We start from the raw sequence: 18,906 nt of genomic DNA on the forward strand, positions 1-18,906 counted from the left end.
ACAATTCCGGATGAATGACATGACCACCCTCGATGTCGATGCCGTCAAGGCGTTCGTGACGATCGCCGATCTCAACAGCTTCACCCGTGCCGCCGATGCGCTCGGCACCACGCAAGGCGCGATCAGCGTGAAGCTGAAGCGACTGGAGCGCCAGGTCGGACAGAGGCTGGTCGAGCGGACGCCGCGATCGGTGCGCCTGTCGGCACAGGGCGCGGTGTTTCTCGAACCCGCGCGCGCCTTCCTTGCCGCGCACGACCGCGCCGTCGCCGGCCTGTCGTCGGCGCGCCGCCGTTTCTCGCTCGGAATAGCCACCCATGTCGGAGCGCCCGAGCTCCCCACGGTGCTGGCGCGGCTGAGCGCGCATGACCCAGCACTCACGATCGAGGTCCGGCTCGATGATGCCCGTGACCTGATCGATGCCTTCGATCGCGCGACGATCGACGCGGTGATCGTGTTTCGCGAGGACGACCGCCGCGACGGCGACGTGCTCGGACCTGATCATTTCGGCTGGTTTGCCACGCCCGGCTTTGTCCATCGCTCCGGCGAGCCGTTTCGACTTGCAGCCTCCTCACCGTCCTGCGGCATCCTCAACACCGCGACGCATGCACTCGACGCTGCGGGACTTCCGTGGACAGAGACCTTCCTTGGTTGCGGCGCCTTTGCCGTTGCCGAGGCCGTTTCAGCCGGCCTTGCGATTTCGGTATTCTCGCGCCGGATGGCGCCTCCCGGCACGATCGAGGTTGGCGAAAAATTCGGCCTCCCTGCGCTGGCCCCGTCCGAGATCGTGCTGCTGTCGGCATTGTCCGACGCCGGATCCCGCGCGATCCTGAAGACGATCGTCAACGCCTTTCGCGACCATCATCGGCCGCCAGTTGATCGGACAGCAAGCAGCACCCCGGCAAAGGTCCTTCAGATGTGAACATCTGCAAGACCGGCTAGCGCCGCGGGCGGCCGGCGCGCTTGCCCTCGAACAGCGCGCGCTCCGCCGCCAGCGCCTTGGCGAGGAAATCGAGCGTCGCGCGAATGCGCGCGGTGCGCTTGAGATCGTCATGGGTCAGTAGCCACAGCGCGGAGCGCGGCTCGACGAGCGCCTTCGGCGTGACCCGCCGCAGCGCGGGCGCGACATCGCCGACGTAACACGGCAGCAAGGCCAGCCCCATTCCCGCCGCCGCGGCGTCACACAGCGCCGGCAGCGCATCGACGCGGCAGGCGATCGGCGCCGCATGAAGCTTCTCGCGCATCCATCCCGCGATGACGGTCCCCGCCAGCGCGTCGTCGAGCCCGATCCAGTCATGCGCCGACAGATCCTTGTCGCCGCGCCGGGCCAGATAGCTGCGCGATCCGTAGACCGCATGGGCAATATCGGCGATCCGCCGCCCGACCAGTAACTCGGACGGCGCCGGCGTCGGCCGGATCGCGATCTCGGCCTCGCGGCGCGTCAGGTTCGCCATCGCGTTGGAGATGATGATCTCCGGCTGGATCTCCGGATGCGCGGCGCGCATCGCGGGCAGATGCCGCATCAGCACCGTGCCGAGCGTATCGGTCGTCGTGATCCGGACCGTGCCCGATGGCCTGAGGTCCTGCCCCTCGAGCTTGCGCTCGAGCGCGAGCACCTCGTCCTCGAGCCGGGCCGCCGACGCCGCCGCGGTCTCGCCGGCCGGCGTCGGCGCGTAACCATCGCGAAAGCGCTCGAACAGCCGCGTCCCGATCACGGTCTCGATCGCGCCGAGGCGACGAAACACCGTCGAATGCGTGACGCCCAACCTGCGCGCCGCGCCCGACAGGCTGCCTTCGCGTGCAACCGCGAGCACGAGGCGGAGGTCATTCCAGTCGAGAGCACTGTGCATTTTTGCAAACTCGCTTCGCATTCTTCGGTAATACCTTATCACAAACAGACAGGCCATCTTCCGGGAATTCGATCGACCGGCGCGACACGCCGCCGGTTGTCCAGAGGAGCTGCAAGGTGACCAGCGAGACCACCGAGACATTCCGATTGCACGACACGCGGCCGGCGGCAGCCGATCCGGGGCGATGGCTGGCGCTGCCGGTGCTGCTGACCGGCGCCTTCCTGCCGATCCTCGACTTCAACGTCGTCAACCTGGCGCTGCCAGCCATTCGCGACAGTCTCGGCGCGAGCCCGGGCGAGGTGCAGTTCGTGATCTCGGCCTATGCCGCGACCTACGCGGTCTTCCTGATCACCGGCGGCCGGCTCGGCGACCTCTTGGGGCGACGGCGCATGTTCCTGACCGGCGTCGCCGGCTTCACGATTGCGTCGGTGATGTGCGGCATTGCCTGGTCGCCCACCGTGCTCGTCGCTGGACGAATTCTTCAGGGCCTCACCGCAACCGTGATGGCGCCGCAAGTGCTCGCGTCGATCCGCGTGCTGTTCCCCGCGGCCGAGCAGGGCCGCGCGCTCGGCTTCTACGGCGCGACGTTCGGCCTCGCCAACATCTGCGGCCAGGTGCTCGGCGGCGTCCTGGTCTCGGCCCATCCGTTCGGACTGGCCTGGCAGGCGATCTTCCTGATCAATCTGCCGATCGGCCTCATCGCCCTCATCGGCGGGCTGCTGTTCCTGACCGACTCGCGCGCCGAGCATGCCCAGCGGCTCGACATCGGCGGCGTCTTCCTGCTGTCGCTCACGCTCGGTCTCCTGGTCTATCCGCTGATCGAGGGCCGCGAATCCGGCTGGCCGATCTGGATCGTCGCAATGCTGCTGGGGTCGCCGCTGTTGCTCGCCGCCTTCGTCCGTTTCGAGGGCCGCCTGTCCGCGCGCGGCGGCGATCCGCTAGTCGCACTGCATCTCCTGCGCAACAGCGATTTCGTGATCGGGCTGGTGATGGCGCTCGCCTTCTACATGCTGTCGTCGTTCTATCTGACCTTTGCGGTCTACCTGCAAAGCGGACTGCATTTTTCGCCGCTCGCGGCCGGCCTTGCCACCCTGCCCTTTGCCACCGGCTTCTTCGTCAGCTCACTGGTGTCGTCGCTGGTGATGCAATGGCTCGGCGCGCGCACGCTGACGCTGGGCTTCGCGCTCCAGGTGATCGGCTTCGGCGTCGTGATGCTGTCGGTCGGCGGCGCGCTGCCGCAAAGCCTCGAGTTCGGCCTGATCTGCGGCGGGCTCGGCTTCGGCACCGTGATGCCGTCGGTGATCAAGGCCGTGATCGGCAGCATCGATCCGCGTCATGCCGGGCTGGCGTCGGGCATGATGATCTCGACATTCCAGATCGGCGCCGCACTCGGCGTCGCGGTCATCGGCGGCGTGTTCTACAGCCTGCTCGGCCCGCATCCGCAGGCCGACGACTACGCGCATGCCTTCACGATCGCACTCGGCTGCAACGTCGCGCTGCTGGCGCTCGGCGGCTGGCTGTCGCTGTGGCTGCCGCGAGAGCCCGCCGCGTGAATTGGCCGGAGGCAATCCTATTTCTTCGCGACCTCGCGCAGCGTGTTGTAGATCCACTCCTCGCCCTGCTTGATGGCCTCGACGCCGATCCTTTCGTCATTGCCATGCATCCGGCTCAGGATGTCGTCGTCGAGCGGATAGGGATAGATGCCATAGACCGGCACGTTGCGCTCGCGCCAGGCGGTGGCGTCGGTCCCAGCCTCGAACATCGTCGGCACCAGCACGGCGTTGGTCCAGACCCGCTTCGCGTTGCGCTCCAGCGCCGCATAAAGCTCGGTCTCGACCGGCGACCCCGGCATCTTGCTCCGCATCAGATAGGCGTCCCGCGCCTCCTGCTGCGTCAACGCGGTGACGATGCTGACCTCGATGCCGGGATCGCCGATCACGCGCTTGATCTCGGCAATCATCTGGTCTGTCGTCGTTCCCGGCAGCAGCCGCGTATTCACGACCGCCTTGGCGTCGCCGGGAATGACGTTGGGCTTGATGCCGGCATCGATCATCGTGATCACCATGGTGTCGCGCAGCAGCGCGTGCAGCAGCAGGCTGTCCTTCGGATTGTCGGCGACCAGCTTCTGTCCGGCCTTATCGAGATCGGCCTGGTCCCTTGCAGCCAGCAGCTGCTTGATATCGGCAGCCGTCTGCTCCGAACTGATCGGCAGCAGCGCCTTGAAATAGGCCTCGGTCGCCGGCACCAGCTTGACCGCCGGATCATGCACCGCGAGCTTGGCCAGCGCCGCGATCAGGCGGTCATTGGCCATCGCGCCGGCCGGGAACGGCCGCGAGGAATGGCCGGAGGGACCGGTCGCCTTCAACGCAAACGTTGCCGAGAGTTTCTCCGCCGTCGTGACGTTGATCTGGCGCACCGTGCCGTCGCGCTCCTGCAGCACATAGCCGCCTTCGTTCAGGGCGAATTCCGCGTCGATCTTGTCCCAGTGGTTCTTCGCCAGCCACACCGTGCTGTACTGGCCCTGCTCCTCGTCGGCCTCGGCGAGGAAGATCACGTCGCGCGACAGCGGCGTCTTCTCCTCGGCCAGCCGCATCACCGCGCTGGCGAAGACGGCGAGCCCGCCCTTGAAGTCCATCGCGCCGCGGCCATAGACGAAACCGTCCTTCTCGACGCCGGCAAACGGCTCGACGGTCCATTTCTCGTGCTCGACCGGAACGACGTCGGCATGCGCGGCCAGCAGCACCGGTTTCTTCGAGCCGTCACCGCGCAGCCGCGCGATGAAATGCGCGGCCTTGCCGTTCGGGGCGACGAAGATGTCCACCTCGGCGCCGAGCGGCGCGAATTGCGACTTCAGATATTCGGCGAGCGCCCGGGTGTCGCCCGGGCCATTCGAGGTGTCGAAGGCGATCAGCTTCTTGAGCAACGCCACCGTGCGGTCGCCATAAGGCTCGGCGGTACCGAAGCCGGTTCCGGAGAAGACGATGCCCGCGGCGAGCATCAAGGAAGCGAAATTGTTCTTGATCTTTGACGTCACGTTCTCGTTCCTCCCGTTTTCTAAAGCATATGCCGCGGGACAGCCTTCAGGCAGCCCTCGGAAACAGCAGTTTCAGCATGGCAGCTGCGACCAGCGTTGTCAGGGCAAGGCCTATGGAAAGATAGAGCGCGCTCGCATCGCCGAGGCGGTCGATCACGACCGCGTAGACCAACGGCGCCGCTGCCGGCAGGATGAAGCTCGGAACGATGAGCCGGCCGACCAGCGTGCCGTAGCTGCGCTGATCGAACAGGATCAGCGGCAGCGTTTCCCCGGGTGATGGTCAGAATGCCGTTGCAGGCGCCGTAGAGCAGCGCAAACGCGATTCCCATCTCCTTCGACCATCCGCTGAACAGGCCCGCGATGAAGGACAGCGGCATGATCAGGCAAGCTATCAGGTTGAGTGCGAGCGGATCGAGCCGTGCGCCGAACAGGATTTCACAGAGACGCGCGGCGGATTGCCCGATGCCGCGCAGCGTCGCGATCCATACCGCCACGGTGATCGTGAGCCCGAGGCCTGACAGCACCGCGATCATGTGCGCCGACATGCCGGCGTTGAGGAAGTTCGCGCCGGTCGTGATCACGGCATAAAGCCCGCCGGCCGCCGCCAATTGCCGCCGGCCGACCGCGAGCGGCTTCCGGGCTGCCGTCGCGGCAGCGGTCGGCACGCCGGCAAAACGCCGGTTGGGAATCAGCAGATGCAGCGGAATCGTCAGCAGCGCAAAGCCGGCATAGGCCAGCACCGCGATGCGCCAGCCGAAATGTTCCGAGAGCGCGTGGCCGAGCGGCCAGAACACGGTGGCGGCCAGGCCGCCGAGCAAGGTGATGCCGGACATCGCGCGGCGCGCCTCCGGTCCGCCGATCCGGGCCAGCGCCGCAAATGCCGCATCGTACAGCGTCAGCCGCATGCCGAGCCCGAGAACGATCCACGATGCGAAGTAAGTGCCGATCTGATGCGAGACCGCGAGACCGGCGCAGCCGAGCGCGTTGATGACGGCACCTGCAACCATCACCTCGCGGCCACCGCGACCGTCGACCCATTTTCCCGCAAGCGGCGACGTCACCCCCATCACCAACAGCGCTACGGCAAACCCGCCATAGACGATGTCGCGGCTCCAGCCGAGATCCGCTGATATCTGCTCGCCGAACCCGCCGATCAGATAATAGGTCGCGCCCCACGAGATCAGTTGCGCCAGCCCGAGGGCGGCCACGATCCGGCGTGCGATCACCGGGTTGCTTCCCTGTCCGAGGGGAGCGTGGAGGCGCCCAGCCCGAGCGGCCGTTGCATCAGGACGGTGTCGACCCATTGCCCGAGCTTGAAGCCGACCGATCTCAGCGTTCCCACCATCTCGAAACCCATGCGACGGTGCAGCGCGATCGATCCGGCGTTGCCGCTATTGCCGATCACGGCGATCATTTGCCGCCAGGGCCCCTCCTCCGATCGTTCGATCAGCGCCTGCAGCAGCGCCGCGCCAACGCGGCGGCCGCGCAGGGCTTCCGACACGTAGACCGAATCCTCGATGGTGTTGCGATAGGCGGGCCGCGGCCGGTACGCCGTCGCGTAGGAGTAGCCGGCCACGCGTCCGTCAATATCGGCCACGAGATATGGCAGCCCGGCGGCCAGCACGGCGGCGCGACGCCCAAGCATCTCGTCGAGCGTCGGCGGTACCTCCTCGAACGTCGCCAGCCCGCTGAGCACATGGTGCGCGTAGATGCGCTGCACCTCCGCCATGTCGACCTCGGTGGCGTCGCGGATCACGGTGTTCTCGCTGTTGCTCATCTTTCCATTCTCGTCTCGCGTCGGTGCACGCTGCGCGCACCATAGACCCATCTCGACGTCGCTGCGCGACAGTCCGACATCCGCCAGCAGGCGATCGTCAAGCTCGCGCAGCGCCTGCCAGCGGCGAATCCGCGAATGCGGCGAGACCACAAGATAGCGCCCCAGCTCGACGATGACGCCGCCAATGAACTTGAGGCCGGACAATGCCTGTTTCCCGATCTGTCGAAGTCATCGCTTGCCGGACTATGCGCCCCGGCCTTATATAAGGGAAGCTTTTGCATCTTATGCGCAGCATAAAAGATACTTTGATGAAGAGCCTCAACCTCGACTATCTCGAGAGCTTCGCCGTCGTGATTGACAGCGGCAGCTTCTCGGCCGCGGCCGAGCGATTGCAGCTGACGCAGCCTGCGGTGAGCCTGCAGGTGCGCCAGCTCGAGCGCAGCCTGAATGCGACCTTGATCGAGAGGGTCGGACGACGCGCCAGGCCGACCGCCGCCGGCGCCGCCCTGCTCTCGCATGCGCACCAGATCAACGCCGCCGTGACCTCGGCGGTCGACGCCGTCGCCCAGCAAACCACGGGAACCGCCGGCCGTGTGCGGCTCGGCACCGGCGCGACGGCCTGCATCTTCCTGCTGCCGCCGATTCTCAGGGAGTTGCGGACTGCATTGCCGTCGCTGGAGATCACGGTCACGACCGGCAACACCGCGGAGATCGCGCGGGCGGTCGAGGACAACACGATCGACATCGCGCTGGTGACGTTGCCGGTGTCGGGACGCAGCTTCGAGATCACTCCGGTCATGAGCGACGAGTTCGTGCTGATCGCGCCGCGCGACATGAAGCTGCCGGCGCGGGTCACGCCGGAGGTGCTGGCGACCCGGCCGGTGCTGCTGTTCGAGCCCGGCGGCAACACCCGGCGCACTGCCGACGAGTGGCTGGCGCGCGGCGGCGTGTCGCTGAAGCCGTTGATGTCACTCGGCAGCGTCGAGGCGATCAAGGAGATGGTGCGCGCCGGCCTTGGCTGCGCAATCCTGCCCGGCATGGCCGTCCCTGCCAGGACCAAGCAACACGACCTGATCGTCCGGTCGCTGTCGCCCAAACTCCACCGCCGGCTCGCGGTCGTGATCCGCCGCGACAAGCGCCTCGACCGCGGGCTGCGCGAGATGCTGTCGGCGCTGAAGGCGCTCTCGGCCGCGAAGGACAACGAGCGCTAGGGAGGACGCCGCGCGTCCTCCCTGCTCCACCGCTCAAGTCGCCTTGCGTTCCTGCTCGGCGATCTTGCGGAACGCGGCCTCGCCGGCATCGGTCACTGCCGCCCACTTCGCGTTCGGCGTGGTCTCGGCCTCGTAGTTGTCGTGCCAGTTCCACCATTTGTAGGTCGGGCCCTGTGGGTAGCCCTTCGGCGAATCCTCCCAGAGCTCCTGCCGACCGAACGGCGTGATGTCGAGATAGCTCCACACCGTGCCCATTGATTCATCGCCGCGGCTGTTGACGAAGTAGGTGCGGAAGATCCGCTCGCCATCACGGATGAACACGTTGTGGCCGTGCCACTCGGCGACGCCGAAGTCGGCGTCAAAACTATCGGTGATGGTGTACCACGGCATCTCCCATTCCATCCGCGCCTTCAGCCGCGCGATGTCGGCCTGCGGTGCGCGCGAGGCGTAGGCCAGCGTGGTGTCGCGCTGGTTCAGGTGCGAGAGGTGGCTGACCTGATCGGCGCCGAGCGAGCAGCCGCGGCAGGCGTGATCCGGCCAGCCGAACACGCCGGGCTCGAAGAACGCGCGGTAGATGATCAACTGCCGGCGGCCCTCGAACAGATCGAGCAGGCTCATCTTGCCGTTCGGTCCTTCGAAGACATACGGCTTCTCGACCGCCATCCAGGGCATCCGCCGCCGCTCCGCCGCCAGCGCGTCGCGCGCGCGCACATGCGCCTTCTCCTTCACCAGCATCTCCAGGCGCGCCGCCTCCCACGCCTCGCGCGACACCACCGGCGGGGTCTGCATCGCCGACAGTTCGCCGCGGTCGTTTTCTGCTGATTTGGTCATGATGCTCTCCATCTTTCGAATTGGACGAACTCCGGGACCCCTGCGCAGTTCCAGCGCCGGCGGCCGTTCGTCATTGGCCATGCCGCAATCTGGCGCGGCGGCCGTGATGAACGGGAGTGACAAGTGTGTCGGGATTTGCGCGCATTGGCGCCCCGCGGGCTCCTTGCATAATGCTTGCACTTTGCAAGCATTTATGCGAGCCTTTCGCCATGAAACAGACCGACCGTGCCTCCGACGACGGCCTGAAGCTCAGCGCCTGGCTGCCCTATCGCCTGTTCCTGGTCGCAGCCCAGATCGCGCGCCCGCTGGAGAGCTTCTACAGCGAGACATTCGGGCTGAGCCAGGCCGGCTGGCGCATCCTCGCCGTCATCGCCGAGCGCGATGCGGCCAATGCCGCCGAGATCGGCCGCGCCTGCGCGCTCGATCCGTTCGCGGTCAGCCGCGGCATCGGCCAGCTCACCGAGCTCGGCTTCGCGGTGCGGCGTCCCGGCAAGACCGACCGCCGTTACGCTGCGGTCAGCATCACCCGCAGCGGCCGGGCCGCGTTCAACCGGATCGCCGCACTCGGCAGCGCGATCGAGGCGCGGCTGCTGGCGCGCCTCTCCGACAGCGAGCAAACCACGCTCGATACCGCCCTCACCCGGCTCGAGGCGGAGAGCGCGCGGATCGACGTGGGCGGCTGGCGCGCGCTGCGCGACGACATTGGCGCGCCATGACCGCCGCGCTGTTCGCGCTGACCGCACTGCTCTGGGGCGGCGGCGCGCTGGCCACCGCGATGCAGGCCGGCGTCACGCCCGCGCCATGGTCGGTGGCGCTGCGCATGGTGCTCGCAGGTCTCATCCTGCTCGGCTACGGGCGGCTGCGCGGCGTGCCGCTTGCGATCCCGCGCAAGGACCGCTCGGCCGTCGCGTTGCAGGGCCTGCTGTTCTTCGCCATCGCTTTCATCGCCTTCTATGAAGCCACCGCGCGGATGCCGAGCGGCGTTGCGGCGCTGGTGCTCTCGACCTCGTCGCTGTTCGCCGCCGTGATCGCACGCGCCGCGCTCGGTGTGCCGATCTCCTCCGGCTTCGTGTGGGGCGCGCTGTGCGGGATCGCCGGGCTCGCGATCATCTTCCTGCCCGGCGCCGGCGCGCATGGCACCGCATCGCTCGCAGGTTTCGCCTGGGCGCTCACGGCGGCGATCGCGACCGGCGCCGGCACCACCGTCGGCGCGCGCAACCAGCGTGCCGGATTGCCGGTTTCTTCTGTGCTGGCCTGGGGCGCCTTCGTCGGCGCAGCCGCGAGCGCGCTGTGGGCGGTCGCGACCGGCACGCGGTTTGCGGTCGATTTGTCGCTGTCCTATGTCACGAGCTTCCTCTATCTCGCCGTCGCAGCGTCCTGCATCACCTTCATGCTGTATTTCGAGCTGGTACGCCGGCTCGGTCCCGGCCGCGCCGCCTACACGCTCGCGCTCGTGCCGCTCGTCGCCCTCGTGCTGTCGGCGCTGTTCGAGCACCTCGCGCTGGGCTGGCCGGTACTCGCCGGCGCCGCCGCGATCCTTGCCGGCAATGTGCTGGTGCTGGCACGGGCTTAGGTTTCGATCGGCTGCCGCGCCGGGCAACCAACGCAATTGACGCCCGGACAATATCTGACTAAAGTCAGATATGCTCGACCCCGTTTCCCGCGTTCGCCGCTTCAACCGTGCCGTCACCTCTGCGGTCGGCGCGCTCGACACCTCGTTCCTCGGCCGCGGCCGGCCGCTGGGGGCGGCGCGGGTGCTGAACGCGATCGGCCACGGACGTGCCGATGTCGGCGACATCAGGGATTATCTCGGGCTCGATTCCGGCCTGATGAGCCGCCTGCTGCGCAGCCTCGAGGACGAAGGGCTGATCGAGACCACCGCACATGGCGACGACGCCCGCCGCCGCATCGCCAGGCTGACGCCGACAGGCAAGCGCGAGTTCAACGCCTATGAGGCGATCTCGAATCGGCAGGCCAAGGACTTTCTTGGCCACCACAGCCAGCGCGAGGCGCTGCTGGCGGCGATGGATCTGATCGCCTCGGCACTCGGGCGCGACGGCACCTCGCTGGATGAGATGGACCCGCGCAGCGACGAGGCGCGCTATTGCCTCGGCGAGTACTACGCCGAGCTCGCCCGACGCTTCAAGCAGGGCTTTGACGTCAAACTGTCGCGCGATCCCGAGGCCAAGGACATGGTGCGCCCGCGCGGCAGCTTCATCGTGGCGATGTCGGACGGCCTGCCGCTCGGCTGCGTCGGGCTGAAAGGCACGGGCGGCGAGTTCGCGGAGATCAAGCGGCTGTGGGTCGCGCCGGCCGCGCGCGGGCTCGGCCTCGGCCGCCGCCTGATGGACGCCGCGGAGAAAGCCGCGCGCGAGCTCGGCATCGCGGTGCTGAGGCTCGACACCAACAGCGCGCTGGCGGAAGCCGGTCAGCTCTACCGCAGGACGGGCTGGACCGAGATCCCGCGCTTCAACGACGATCCCTACCCCGACCTGTTCTTCGAAAAGCGGCTCTGAGCGGCGTAGCGCGCGCGGCCGCTGCATGCCCGTGTTGTCCGGCACGTTGCGCTGGCCTAAGACAGCGTCATGACCGTTCGCCCCATCGTCCGCTATCCCGATCCGCGCCTCGCTCTGCCGGCTGAGCCGGTGGCCGTGTTCGACGACGCGCTGCGCGAGCTGGCGGCCGACCTGCTCGAGACCATGCGCGCCGCGCCCGGCATCGGCATCACCGCACCGCATATCGGCGTGCCGCTGCGCGTCGTGGTGCTCGAGCTCGACGCCAGTGAAGGCCCGCGCACCTACGTCAATCCGGAGATCATCCGGACCTCGCCCGAGATGATCCTGCACAAGGAAGGCAGCGTCTCGATGCCCGGCGTCACCGACGAGGTCGAGCGCCATGCGCGGGTCCGCATCCGTTATCAGGATCTCGATGGCAACATGCAGACCGAGGAGTCCGATGGGCTGCGTGCGGTGTGCCATCAGCACGAGATCGATCAGCTCGACGGCGTGTTCTGGATCAGGCGTTTGTCCCGCCTGAAGCGGGAGCGATTGATCAAGCGGTATGAGAAGCTGTCGCGCGGTTAAGCGAGATTCGTAAGGCGGGTTTGCGAAACGCAACCCGCCGAAACCAGCATCACTGGTGAGATTGGTCGGTGGATTAGGCCTCCGGCTAATCCACCCTACGGCACCGTGCGAGTCCGCCTGCGTTGCTAGCCTCCCGCCATCAAATCCTTCGCCAGCGTCATGTAGGCCGGAAGCGTCACCGGGTCGTTGGCAGCGTTGCCCGCCATCGGGTGCGAGGCGTAGCGCGCGATCACCATCTCGGCCTTGGGATCGATATAGATGCCCTGGCCATGCACGCCGCGCGCCATGTAGGCGCCATGCGCATTGTGCGTCACCCACCATTGATTGCGGTAGGATGCGCCGGGCAGCGTGGCGTAGCCGGCCGGCTTGAATTTCTCGGGATCGCCGCCGCGCGCGATGTCCTCGACCACCGTGGACGGCACGATCTGGCGGCCATTGAAGCGGCCGTGGTTGCGGATGGTCTCGCCGAAGCGGGCGAGATCGCGCAGCGTGGTCGAGAGACCGCCGCCACCGCTCTCGGTGCCGATCCGATCGACGTGGTAATGCGCATCCTCCTCCGCGCCCATCGGCGCCCAGATCCGCTCGGACAGCAGGTCGGACAAGGTCATGCCGCTGGCCCGCCTGATGATGAAGGCCAGCACGTCGGAATTGACGGTCTTGTAGGCGAAGGCCTTGCCGTGCTCACCCTGCTTCTGCTGTCCGCAGAGGAAATCGAAGATGTTGGTCGCGCCGTCGTAGCCGGGCGGGATCGGCGCCATGCCGTTGGCGCGCCGCAGCCCCCACACGTCGGAATTCCGGTCGGTATAGACCTCGGTGTATTTCAGCCCCGTGGTCATATCCATTGCCTCGTGCACGCGCGCGTCGCCGAATGCGCTGGCCTTCAGCTCCGGCACGTAGTCCGTGATCGGCGCCCGCGGATCGATCTTGCCCTCGGCGATCAGGATGCCGGCGAGCGTGCCGGTGAACGATTTCGTCACAGACATCGCGATATGCGGCTTGTGCGGTTTCAACGCGCCGAAATAGCGCTCGTAGATCAGTTTGCCCCGATGCAGCACGGCGATGCCGTCGGCGTAGCTGTCCTCGAGCATGCGCGCAAAAGTCTGCGGCCGGCCGTCCATCGTCACCGACGCGGATGCGCCGATATCGTGATCCTCGCGCGGCAGCTCCGATGCCGGCCCTGCCCCGCGCCAGACATTCACCGTCGGCACCAGCTGGCGGATGTTGCTCCAGGCCCAGCGCAGCTCGGGGAAGCTGCGGAACGAGCCGTCCTGGAACGTGATGGTCTTGTCCTGCGGCGGCGGAAAGCCCTGCATCCAGCCGAGCACTTGCGGATCGCTCTCGGCGGCGGTGAGATTTTGTTGTTGATTGGCGGCGGCTGCGACGGACATCAATGACGGCTCCGGGAGGGACGATACGGGATTCGTAACATAGTCAGACACCCGGCACACCCGGCATGTGTGCCGGCCAAAGGAGGACTTCTAGGCACAGGCGAAATCATGTAGCTTGCAACCTTTCCGCCGCAGACCTTTTCGCGTTCGCAAGACATTTTCCGTTGGAGCTCGGTATGGAACCGACCGTAAGACTGCGTCTTGGTGACCTGTTCGATGGGCCTTCCGATCTCATCGCGCTGCCGTGCTCGACGGCGGGCACCATCACCGGATTTGTCGCTCGTTCGCTGGTTCATCACTCAATTCCACATCCGAGCGAGCGAATGGAGCTCGGCACCGTCGAGATCGTGCCGTTTGAAGGTGCGGACAACATTGCGCAATACGTCGGTTTTGCTGCGTCGGTTCGCGGCAGGTATTCAACCGTCCCCGCCATCGAGTCGATCGGCCAAAAGCTGGGCCAGTTCACCCGCGATCACCCCTCGGTGAGGGCCGTCTCGGCTCCGCTCCTGGGAGCCGGCGCCGGCGGCCTGCGGAGCGAGAAGGTCGTGGCCGCCCTGAAGGCCGGCTTTTGCGCAACGGCGGCGTCTCATGCATCGCTGACCATCCATGTGCTTCACCGCGACGTTTATGAGCGTCTGAGAAACGATCGCCCCACCGAGACGGCGACAACCCCATCAACGGAGTCGCCGCGTGTCTTCATCAGCCACACGTCAAAATCGGACGAAGCCGTCGCGTGGGTGAAAAGCCTCGCGCTTTACCTGATCGAGCACGGCATCCAGGCAAGGCTTGACAAGTTTCATCTGCGGCGTGGCATGGATCTGCCGCAGTGGATGTGCAACGAACTCGCGATGGCCAAAAAGGTGATTGTCGTATGCGATGAAGCCTACAAGCAGAAGGCGGATGGGCGCCTTGGCGGCGTCGGCTGGGAGACAATGATCATTCAGGGAGACATCGCCAGTCTTCCGCCGGAGAGCACCAAATACCAGATCATCGTGCGAACGAACGACATCGCCGAGGGAACGCCGCTCTATCTGAAGACGCGATATGCATTCCACGCCCCGACCACGGACACGTCGCAAAGTTTCCGGCAGGAATTGCTCAATGAGCTTCTGGACGTGCCGATCATGCCGATTGCCGAGGCAAACGAGTTCCGGCTCTGATCCCGGCGAGGTCCGCGATCCACATACCAACGACATCGCGGATTGCTGCTTGCCGCAGATCCGCCCTACGCGTTTGCCGCCGCCCGCTCGATCGTGGCAATGTCGATGTTCTTCATCGTCATCATCGCTTCCATCGCGCGCTTGCCGGCGGCGCGATCGGCGCCGTTGACGAGTTCGAGCAGCCGCCGCGGCGTGATCTGCCAGGTAAAGCCCCAGCGATCCCGGCACCACCCGCACGGCAATTCCTTGCCACCGTGCGACGTGACGGCATTCCAGTAGCGATCGGTCTCCTCCTGGCTGTCGGTCAACACCATGAAGCTGACCGCCTCGTTCGGCGTGAAGTTGGAGCCGCCGTTCAGCCCGACGAAGCGGCGGCCGAGCACGGTGAATTCGACCGTCAGTTCCTCGCCCTGCCCGATGCCCGGTATCGGCGATATATGCCCCGCATCGACATGGCTGTCGGGAAACGTCGCGGCGTAGAACTCCGCCGCTGCGCGCGCCTGGCCCTGATCGAACCAAAGGCATGTGACGAGATCGGTCATGTGCAGTCCTCCTTGTGTGGGCAAAGGACGGTTGACGACGACGCCGGCCGACAGGCTGATGAAAATAATTCGCGGAACACCACCGCCTCCAAACACACCACTGTCGCCCTGGCGAAAAGCCAGGACCACGTCGAACCTGTTGCGATACCGCGAGCCATACGTCCGCATTGCCGCGACGGGAACCGCCCGGGCCTTTGCGTCTGGTTTCGCCCGCTTTCGAAACAGAGGGCGCAGGGAAGACCGGGTGCCGATCGCACCCATGGGCCCCGAGCAATGGGTAGAAAGCTCGGGGGTAGGACCACAGGTGTAACCGGAAACAACCCGGCCTTCCCTGCGCGATGGTTGTGCGGCTTATACGTGCTCTCCCCGGCGAGACTTGGCTTTGTTGTCACCGTCTTCGCAACGCGCATTTGCGCAATCCGAAAAGACACCTGCCACTACTAGGGCGTCAGGCCTGCACGACTTCGCCGTCCGCCTCATGCACGTTCGTCAACTGCGCATTCGGCGTCCACCGCATCTCGACCCGCGTTCGTGACGACCGCGAAGCGCCCTCGTGTCGGGCGAGACGGCGCATTTGTATACTGAATTTTCCTTCTGATAAAGCGAAATATTTTCACGCGAGGTGATTGACAGGGTTTGCTGAGTTGCCCGTCGGGGTGATATGTTGCAGGTCGCGCGAAGCAATTTGATTTGCATCGAGGCAACTCAGCCGCGCGACGTCTCCACTGTAGTCCGTAGCCCGGATGGAGCGCAGCGCAATCCCGGGACCGGGTCTGCCATTCGCAAGGACCCGGATTACGCTTCGCTCCATCCGGGCTACGATTGCGGTCAAAAGAAACCCAACATCGGCTGTCGGGGCACGCGCCGCGCATTCGTCCTCGGGACGCCTGGCAAGGACACGGAGAGACACGATGCCACCTATCATCACCGCCTTCGAGCGATCCCCCGACGGCGGCAAGGGGTTGGCGCGCGACACGCGCGTCCGCTGGGCGCTGGAGGAAGTGGGGCAGCCTTACGAAGTCCGCCTGGTTTCATTCGAGGCGATGAAGCAGCCCGCACATCTCACGCTGCATCCGTTCGGTCAGATTCCGACCTATGAGGACGGCGATCTCGCGCTGTTCGAGACGGGGTCGATCGTGCTCCACATCGCCGAGCGCCATGCGGGCCTGCTACCCGACAATGCCAACGCCCGCGCCCGCGCAATCAGCTGGATGTTTGCCGCGGTCAACACCGTGGAACCGGCGATCCTCGAACTCGTCACCACGAGGATCCTGGAGGGCGACAAGCCCTGGAGCAAAGCGCGTCTGCCGCTGGTGATGGATCGCATCCGCGAGCGGCTGAAACAGCTCTCCGCGCGTCTCGGCGAGGCCGACTGGCTCGACGGCCGATTCAGCGCGGGCGACCTGATGATGGTCTCGGTGCTGCTCAGACTGAGAGCATCGGGCCTCCTCGACGAATACCCGAACGTCGCCGCCTATGTCGCGCGCGGCGAAGCGCGGCCGGCTTACCGGCGGGCGTTCGCGGCGCAGCTTGCGGTCAACACGCGCTAGCGGCGGACGCAGCCCGCCTCACGTTCATCACGCGAAGACGCGATGGATCACGTTTCATTCATCCGGTCTTTCAGCGACGATACACATCGCTGTAACCCAACCGCGACGGCCGCATGACTCACGCAGCGTTGAGCCGGCGTGAGCGAGGATTGCATTTAACTCCGCCGTTGCTGCGCGCACTTATCCGACGAGGCCAGACTGCTTGGCCTCATCAACAAACGGAGAAACGCAATGACGAACGTCAAACTGCTGTCGGCTGCTTTGATCGCGGTTGCCATGATCGCGTCGCCGGCAATGGCGCGTGAAAGCCATGCAGTGTCCCGCCACGTCGCAGAGGCCAGCGCCGCCGTGCCGGCCGAGCCGGTCTACGTCAACGGCCGCGCCTGCATTCCGGCCCCGCGCGTCGGATCGTTCGCCACCGCGCCCTGGACCGGCGACAATGTCCCCTGCGAACCCGGTCCGTATTGATCGCGCCGGACGCATCGAGCGGCCGCTGGCCGCTTGATCGGCGCGCTATGTCACCGCTACGCTCGCTACGTCCGCGCATCAGTCGCGCGACACGGACAGCCCCGCGAGCAGCGGCGCGTAGGCGGCGAGCCGGCGGGAGACGAACTCGGTGAAGAACCGCACGCGCTTGGTCTTGCGCGTCTCCCCCTGGGTGAGAAGCCAGAGCGTTCCGTACATGTGCAGGTGGGTGCCAGGCACCCTCACCAGGAGTGGGTCGGCATCGCCAACGAAGCACGGCAGGGTCGTCATCCCGAGCCCTTGCCGGACGGCAACGAGCTGCGCCTCGGCGTCCGTGATCCTGAACGGAACCCCCGCGGCGCGCACCTCGCCCTCGTGGGCCCAGTCCGGGATTCCGTGAAGGCTGATGACGATCCAGCGCATCGGCTCAGGCGCGCCGGCGCGCCACGCGGCCAGTCGATCGCGCGACATGTAGATGCCGCCGAACAGCTCCGGTCCCTTCTGGCCGTGCAGATTGAGCGGCAGGGTCTTGCGGTCGTAGACGACGCGGATCGCGACGTCGGCCTCCCGGTTGGTCAGGTTTGCCAGTTCGCCGGACGACAGGATGTCCATCTCGATGTCCGGATACAGACGCGCGAACTCGGCGAAGTCCGGCATCAGCAGGTGTGTCGCAAGGGTCGGCGCCAGCGTGACCCGCAGACGCCCGCGCACGCTCTGGTCGCGCCCGAACACGCGCGTCTCCAGCTGGTGCGACGACGCTTCCATCTGGTCGGCGAATTCGAGCACCTCCTCCCCCGCAGCCGTCAGGCGGTAGCCCGAAGGCAGCCGTTCGAACATCTGCGCCCCGAGGCGTTCCTCGAGCTGGGCGATGCGCCGGAGCACGGTTGAGTGATTGACCCCGAGGCGCTCGGCGGCGGCCCGCACCGAGCCTCCGCGCGCAACCGCCAGAAAGTAGCGAACGTCATCCCAGTCGATCATGGTGCAATCCGGCACCACCGCGGCGCCCCTTCCGAAGCTCGTATCCGACACATCAGAAGCTCGTATGTGGGGAGACATTGGCGGTGATCAAAGCCTATGCCGGTAAGCGCGCAGCTCAATTCGCGAACGGCGGACACCGATGCCCCGCCGCTGGCGTCAGCCGTCCAGGCGGATCGATTTCGCACCACCGATGTGCGCGCTTGCGCACTCTACGCGTGAGGCCGGCGGGCCTATGTCGAGGCTCTCGGGGGCCCTCCCCCAAACGCGTCGAAGATGGAGCCTGAAGGACAATCATGGGAAAGCTTGAGGGTAAGGTTGCAGTGATCACGGGTGGCGCGACCGGCATCGGCCGCGCGGCAGCAAAGCGCTTCATCGAGGAAGGCGCCTTCGTCTTCATCTTCGGCCGCCGGCAGCAGGCGCTCGACGCCGCCATCGCCGAGCTCGGGCTCAAGGCTCGCGCGGTGCAGGGCTCGGTCTCCGATCAGGCCGACCTCGACCGGCTCTACGCGGCGATCAAAGCCGAGCGCGGAACCCTCGACGTCGTCTTCGCCAATGCCGGTGCAGGAAGCCAGCTTCCGCTCGGCAAGATCACCGCCGAGCACATCGACGAAATCTTCGATACCAACGTGAAGGGTTCGATCTTCACGGTCCAGAAGGCGCTGCCGCTGATGTCCGAGGGCGGTTCGATCATCCTGACGGGATCGAGCGCCGGCACCACCGGCGCTCCGGCATTCAGCGCCTACGGCGCGAGCAAGGCCGCCGTGCGCAACCTGGCGCGGACCTGGGCGGAGGACCTGAAGGGCACCGGCATCCGCGTCAACGTGCTGTCGCCCGGGCCGACGGCGACTGAACTCGCGGTGGAAGCGCTGGGCGAGGAAGGCATGAAGGTGTTCGCCTCGCTCAATCCGCTCAAGCGCATGGCCGATCCGGCGGAGATCGGTGCGGTGGCCGCCTTCCTCGCCTCGCCGGACAGCAGCTTCATGACCGCCAGCGAAGTCGCCGTCGACGGCGGCCTGGCGCAAATCTGACGGGCAACGCCG

At 66.3% G+C, this 18,906-nt stretch carries 19 protein-coding genes; 11 read left to right on the top strand and 8 right to left on the bottom strand.

Going from position 1 to position 18,906, the window contains the following annotated elements; all coding sequences use genetic code 11:
• The first annotated feature begins 19 nt into the window (after nt 1-19).
• Nucleotides 20-919 carry a LysR family transcriptional regulator gene (locus tag ACVW17_RS30315; protein WP_456755275.1) on the top strand — a complete coding sequence of 300 codons (900 nt, stop codon included), beginning with the start codon at nt 20-22 and terminating at the stop codon, nt 917-919.
• Between the two features lie 16 nt (nt 920-935).
• Here ACVW17_RS30315 and ACVW17_RS30320 read toward each other — a convergent pair whose 3' ends face one another.
• Nucleotides 936-1,847 (bottom strand): LysR family transcriptional regulator, encoded by a 912-nt coding sequence (locus tag ACVW17_RS30320; protein WP_456755276.1) that lies wholly within the window; start codon nt 1,845-1,847, stop codon nt 936-938.
• Nucleotides 1,848-1,963: 116 nt separating this feature from the next.
• Between ACVW17_RS30320 and ACVW17_RS30325 the strand changes: the two genes are divergently transcribed.
• A complete protein-coding gene (locus tag ACVW17_RS30325) occupies nt 1,964-3,400 on the top strand; it encodes an MFS transporter (protein ID WP_456755277.1) in 1,437 nt (478 codons plus the stop codon).
• Between the two features lie 17 nt (nt 3,401-3,417).
• Here the strand turns inward: ACVW17_RS30325 and ACVW17_RS30330 are convergent, their stop codons facing one another.
• The 3 genes from ACVW17_RS30330 to ACVW17_RS30340 are packed head-to-tail and all read right to left on the bottom strand — an operon-like array spanning nt 3,418 to nt 6,862.
• Nucleotides 3,418-4,881, bottom strand: coding sequence for a M20/M25/M40 family metallo-hydrolase (locus ACVW17_RS30330; protein WP_456755278.1), 1,464 nt, complete (start codon nt 4,879-4,881; stop codon nt 3,418-3,420).
• A gap of 20 nt (nt 4,882-4,901) precedes the next feature.
• Entirely contained in the window at nt 4,902-6,107 is a 1,206-nt protein-coding gene (locus ACVW17_RS30335) for an MFS transporter (protein WP_456798204.1), read from the bottom strand.
• Complete coding sequence (locus ACVW17_RS30340; protein ID WP_456755280.1) at nt 6,104-6,862, bottom strand: GNAT family N-acetyltransferase; 759 nt, start codon at nt 6,860-6,862, stop codon at nt 6,104-6,106. Before ACVW17_RS30340 ends, ACVW17_RS30335 begins: the two co-directional genes overlap by 4 nt.
• A gap of 104 nt (nt 6,863-6,966) precedes the next feature.
• Between ACVW17_RS30340 and ACVW17_RS30345 the strand changes: the two genes are divergently transcribed.
• Nucleotides 6,967-7,869: a LysR family transcriptional regulator gene (locus ACVW17_RS30345; RefSeq protein ID WP_456755281.1), complete on the top strand. Its 903-nt coding sequence runs from the start codon at nt 6,967-6,969 to the stop codon at nt 7,867-7,869.
• 33 nt (nt 7,870-7,902) lie between these two features.
• Here the strand turns inward: ACVW17_RS30345 and ACVW17_RS30350 are convergent, their stop codons facing one another.
• The gene (locus ACVW17_RS30350) at nt 7,903-8,700 is read right to left on the bottom strand and encodes a DUF899 domain-containing protein (protein WP_456798205.1); all 798 of its coding nucleotides are present in this window, start codon (nt 8,698-8,700) and stop codon (nt 7,903-7,905) included.
• Nucleotides 8,701-8,909: 209 nt separating this feature from the next.
• Between ACVW17_RS30350 and ACVW17_RS30355 the strand changes: the two genes are divergently transcribed.
• The 4 genes from ACVW17_RS30355 (at nt 8,910) to ACVW17_RS30370 (ending at nt 11,783) form a co-directional block, all read left to right on the top strand.
• A complete protein-coding gene (locus tag ACVW17_RS30355) occupies nt 8,910-9,416 on the top strand; it encodes a MarR family winged helix-turn-helix transcriptional regulator (RefSeq protein ID WP_456755283.1) in 507 nt (168 codons plus the stop codon).
• Nucleotides 9,413-10,273, top strand: a complete 861-nt coding sequence (locus ACVW17_RS30360; protein ID WP_456755284.1) for a DMT family transporter — start codon at nt 9,413-9,415, stop codon at nt 10,271-10,273. Before ACVW17_RS30355 ends, ACVW17_RS30360 begins: the two co-directional genes overlap by 4 nt.
• 70 nt (nt 10,274-10,343) lie before the next feature.
• Entirely contained in the window at nt 10,344-11,216 is an 873-nt protein-coding gene (locus ACVW17_RS30365; protein ID WP_456755285.1) for a bifunctional helix-turn-helix transcriptional regulator/GNAT family N-acetyltransferase, read from the top strand.
• A gap of 69 nt (nt 11,217-11,285) precedes the next feature.
• Nucleotides 11,286-11,783 (top strand): peptide deformylase, encoded by a 498-nt coding sequence (locus ACVW17_RS30370; RefSeq protein ID WP_456755286.1) that lies wholly within the window; start codon nt 11,286-11,288, stop codon nt 11,781-11,783.
• 125 nt (nt 11,784-11,908) lie between these two features.
• Here ACVW17_RS30370 and ACVW17_RS30375 read toward each other — a convergent pair whose 3' ends face one another.
• Nucleotides 11,909-13,171, bottom strand: a complete 1,263-nt coding sequence (locus ACVW17_RS30375; RefSeq protein ID WP_456755287.1) for a serine hydrolase domain-containing protein — start codon at nt 13,169-13,171, stop codon at nt 11,909-11,911.
• 176 nt (nt 13,172-13,347) lie between these two features.
• On the opposite strand from ACVW17_RS30375, the gene ACVW17_RS30380 reads away from it, so the two are divergent.
• Entirely contained in the window at nt 13,348-14,331 is a 984-nt protein-coding gene (locus tag ACVW17_RS30380; RefSeq protein WP_456755288.1) for a toll/interleukin-1 receptor domain-containing protein, read from the top strand.
• Between the two features lie 65 nt (nt 14,332-14,396).
• On the opposite strand, the gene ACVW17_RS30385 is transcribed toward ACVW17_RS30380, so the two are convergent.
• Complete coding sequence (locus ACVW17_RS30385; protein ID WP_456756559.1) at nt 14,397-14,873, bottom strand: VOC family protein; 477 nt, start codon at nt 14,871-14,873, stop codon at nt 14,397-14,399.
• Nucleotides 14,874-15,784: 911 nt separating this feature from the next.
• Here ACVW17_RS30385 and ACVW17_RS30390 point away from each other — a divergent pair.
• Both ACVW17_RS30390 and ACVW17_RS30395 read left to right on the top strand, forming a co-directional pair.
• Entirely contained in the window at nt 15,785-16,423 is a 639-nt protein-coding gene (locus ACVW17_RS30390; protein WP_456755289.1) for a glutathione S-transferase family protein, read from the top strand.
• Between the two features lie 231 nt (nt 16,424-16,654).
• The gene (locus tag ACVW17_RS30395) at nt 16,655-16,891 is read left to right on the top strand and encodes a hypothetical protein (RefSeq protein ID WP_456798206.1); all 237 of its coding nucleotides are present in this window, start codon (nt 16,655-16,657) and stop codon (nt 16,889-16,891) included.
• A gap of 78 nt (nt 16,892-16,969) precedes the next feature.
• Here ACVW17_RS30395 and ACVW17_RS30400 read toward each other — a convergent pair whose 3' ends face one another.
• A complete protein-coding gene (locus ACVW17_RS30400; RefSeq protein WP_456798207.1) occupies nt 16,970-17,866 on the bottom strand; it encodes a LysR family transcriptional regulator in 897 nt (298 codons plus the stop codon).
• A 293-nt stretch (nt 17,867-18,159) separates the two neighbouring features.
• Here ACVW17_RS30400 and ACVW17_RS30405 point away from each other — a divergent pair, with 293 nt between their 5' ends.
• Complete coding sequence (locus tag ACVW17_RS30405; RefSeq protein WP_456798208.1) at nt 18,160-18,894, top strand: SDR family NAD(P)-dependent oxidoreductase; 735 nt, start codon at nt 18,160-18,162, stop codon at nt 18,892-18,894.
• Nucleotides 18,895-18,906 lie beyond the last annotated feature (12 nt).

The organism is Bradyrhizobium sp. USDA 4473 (assembly GCF_054063335.1).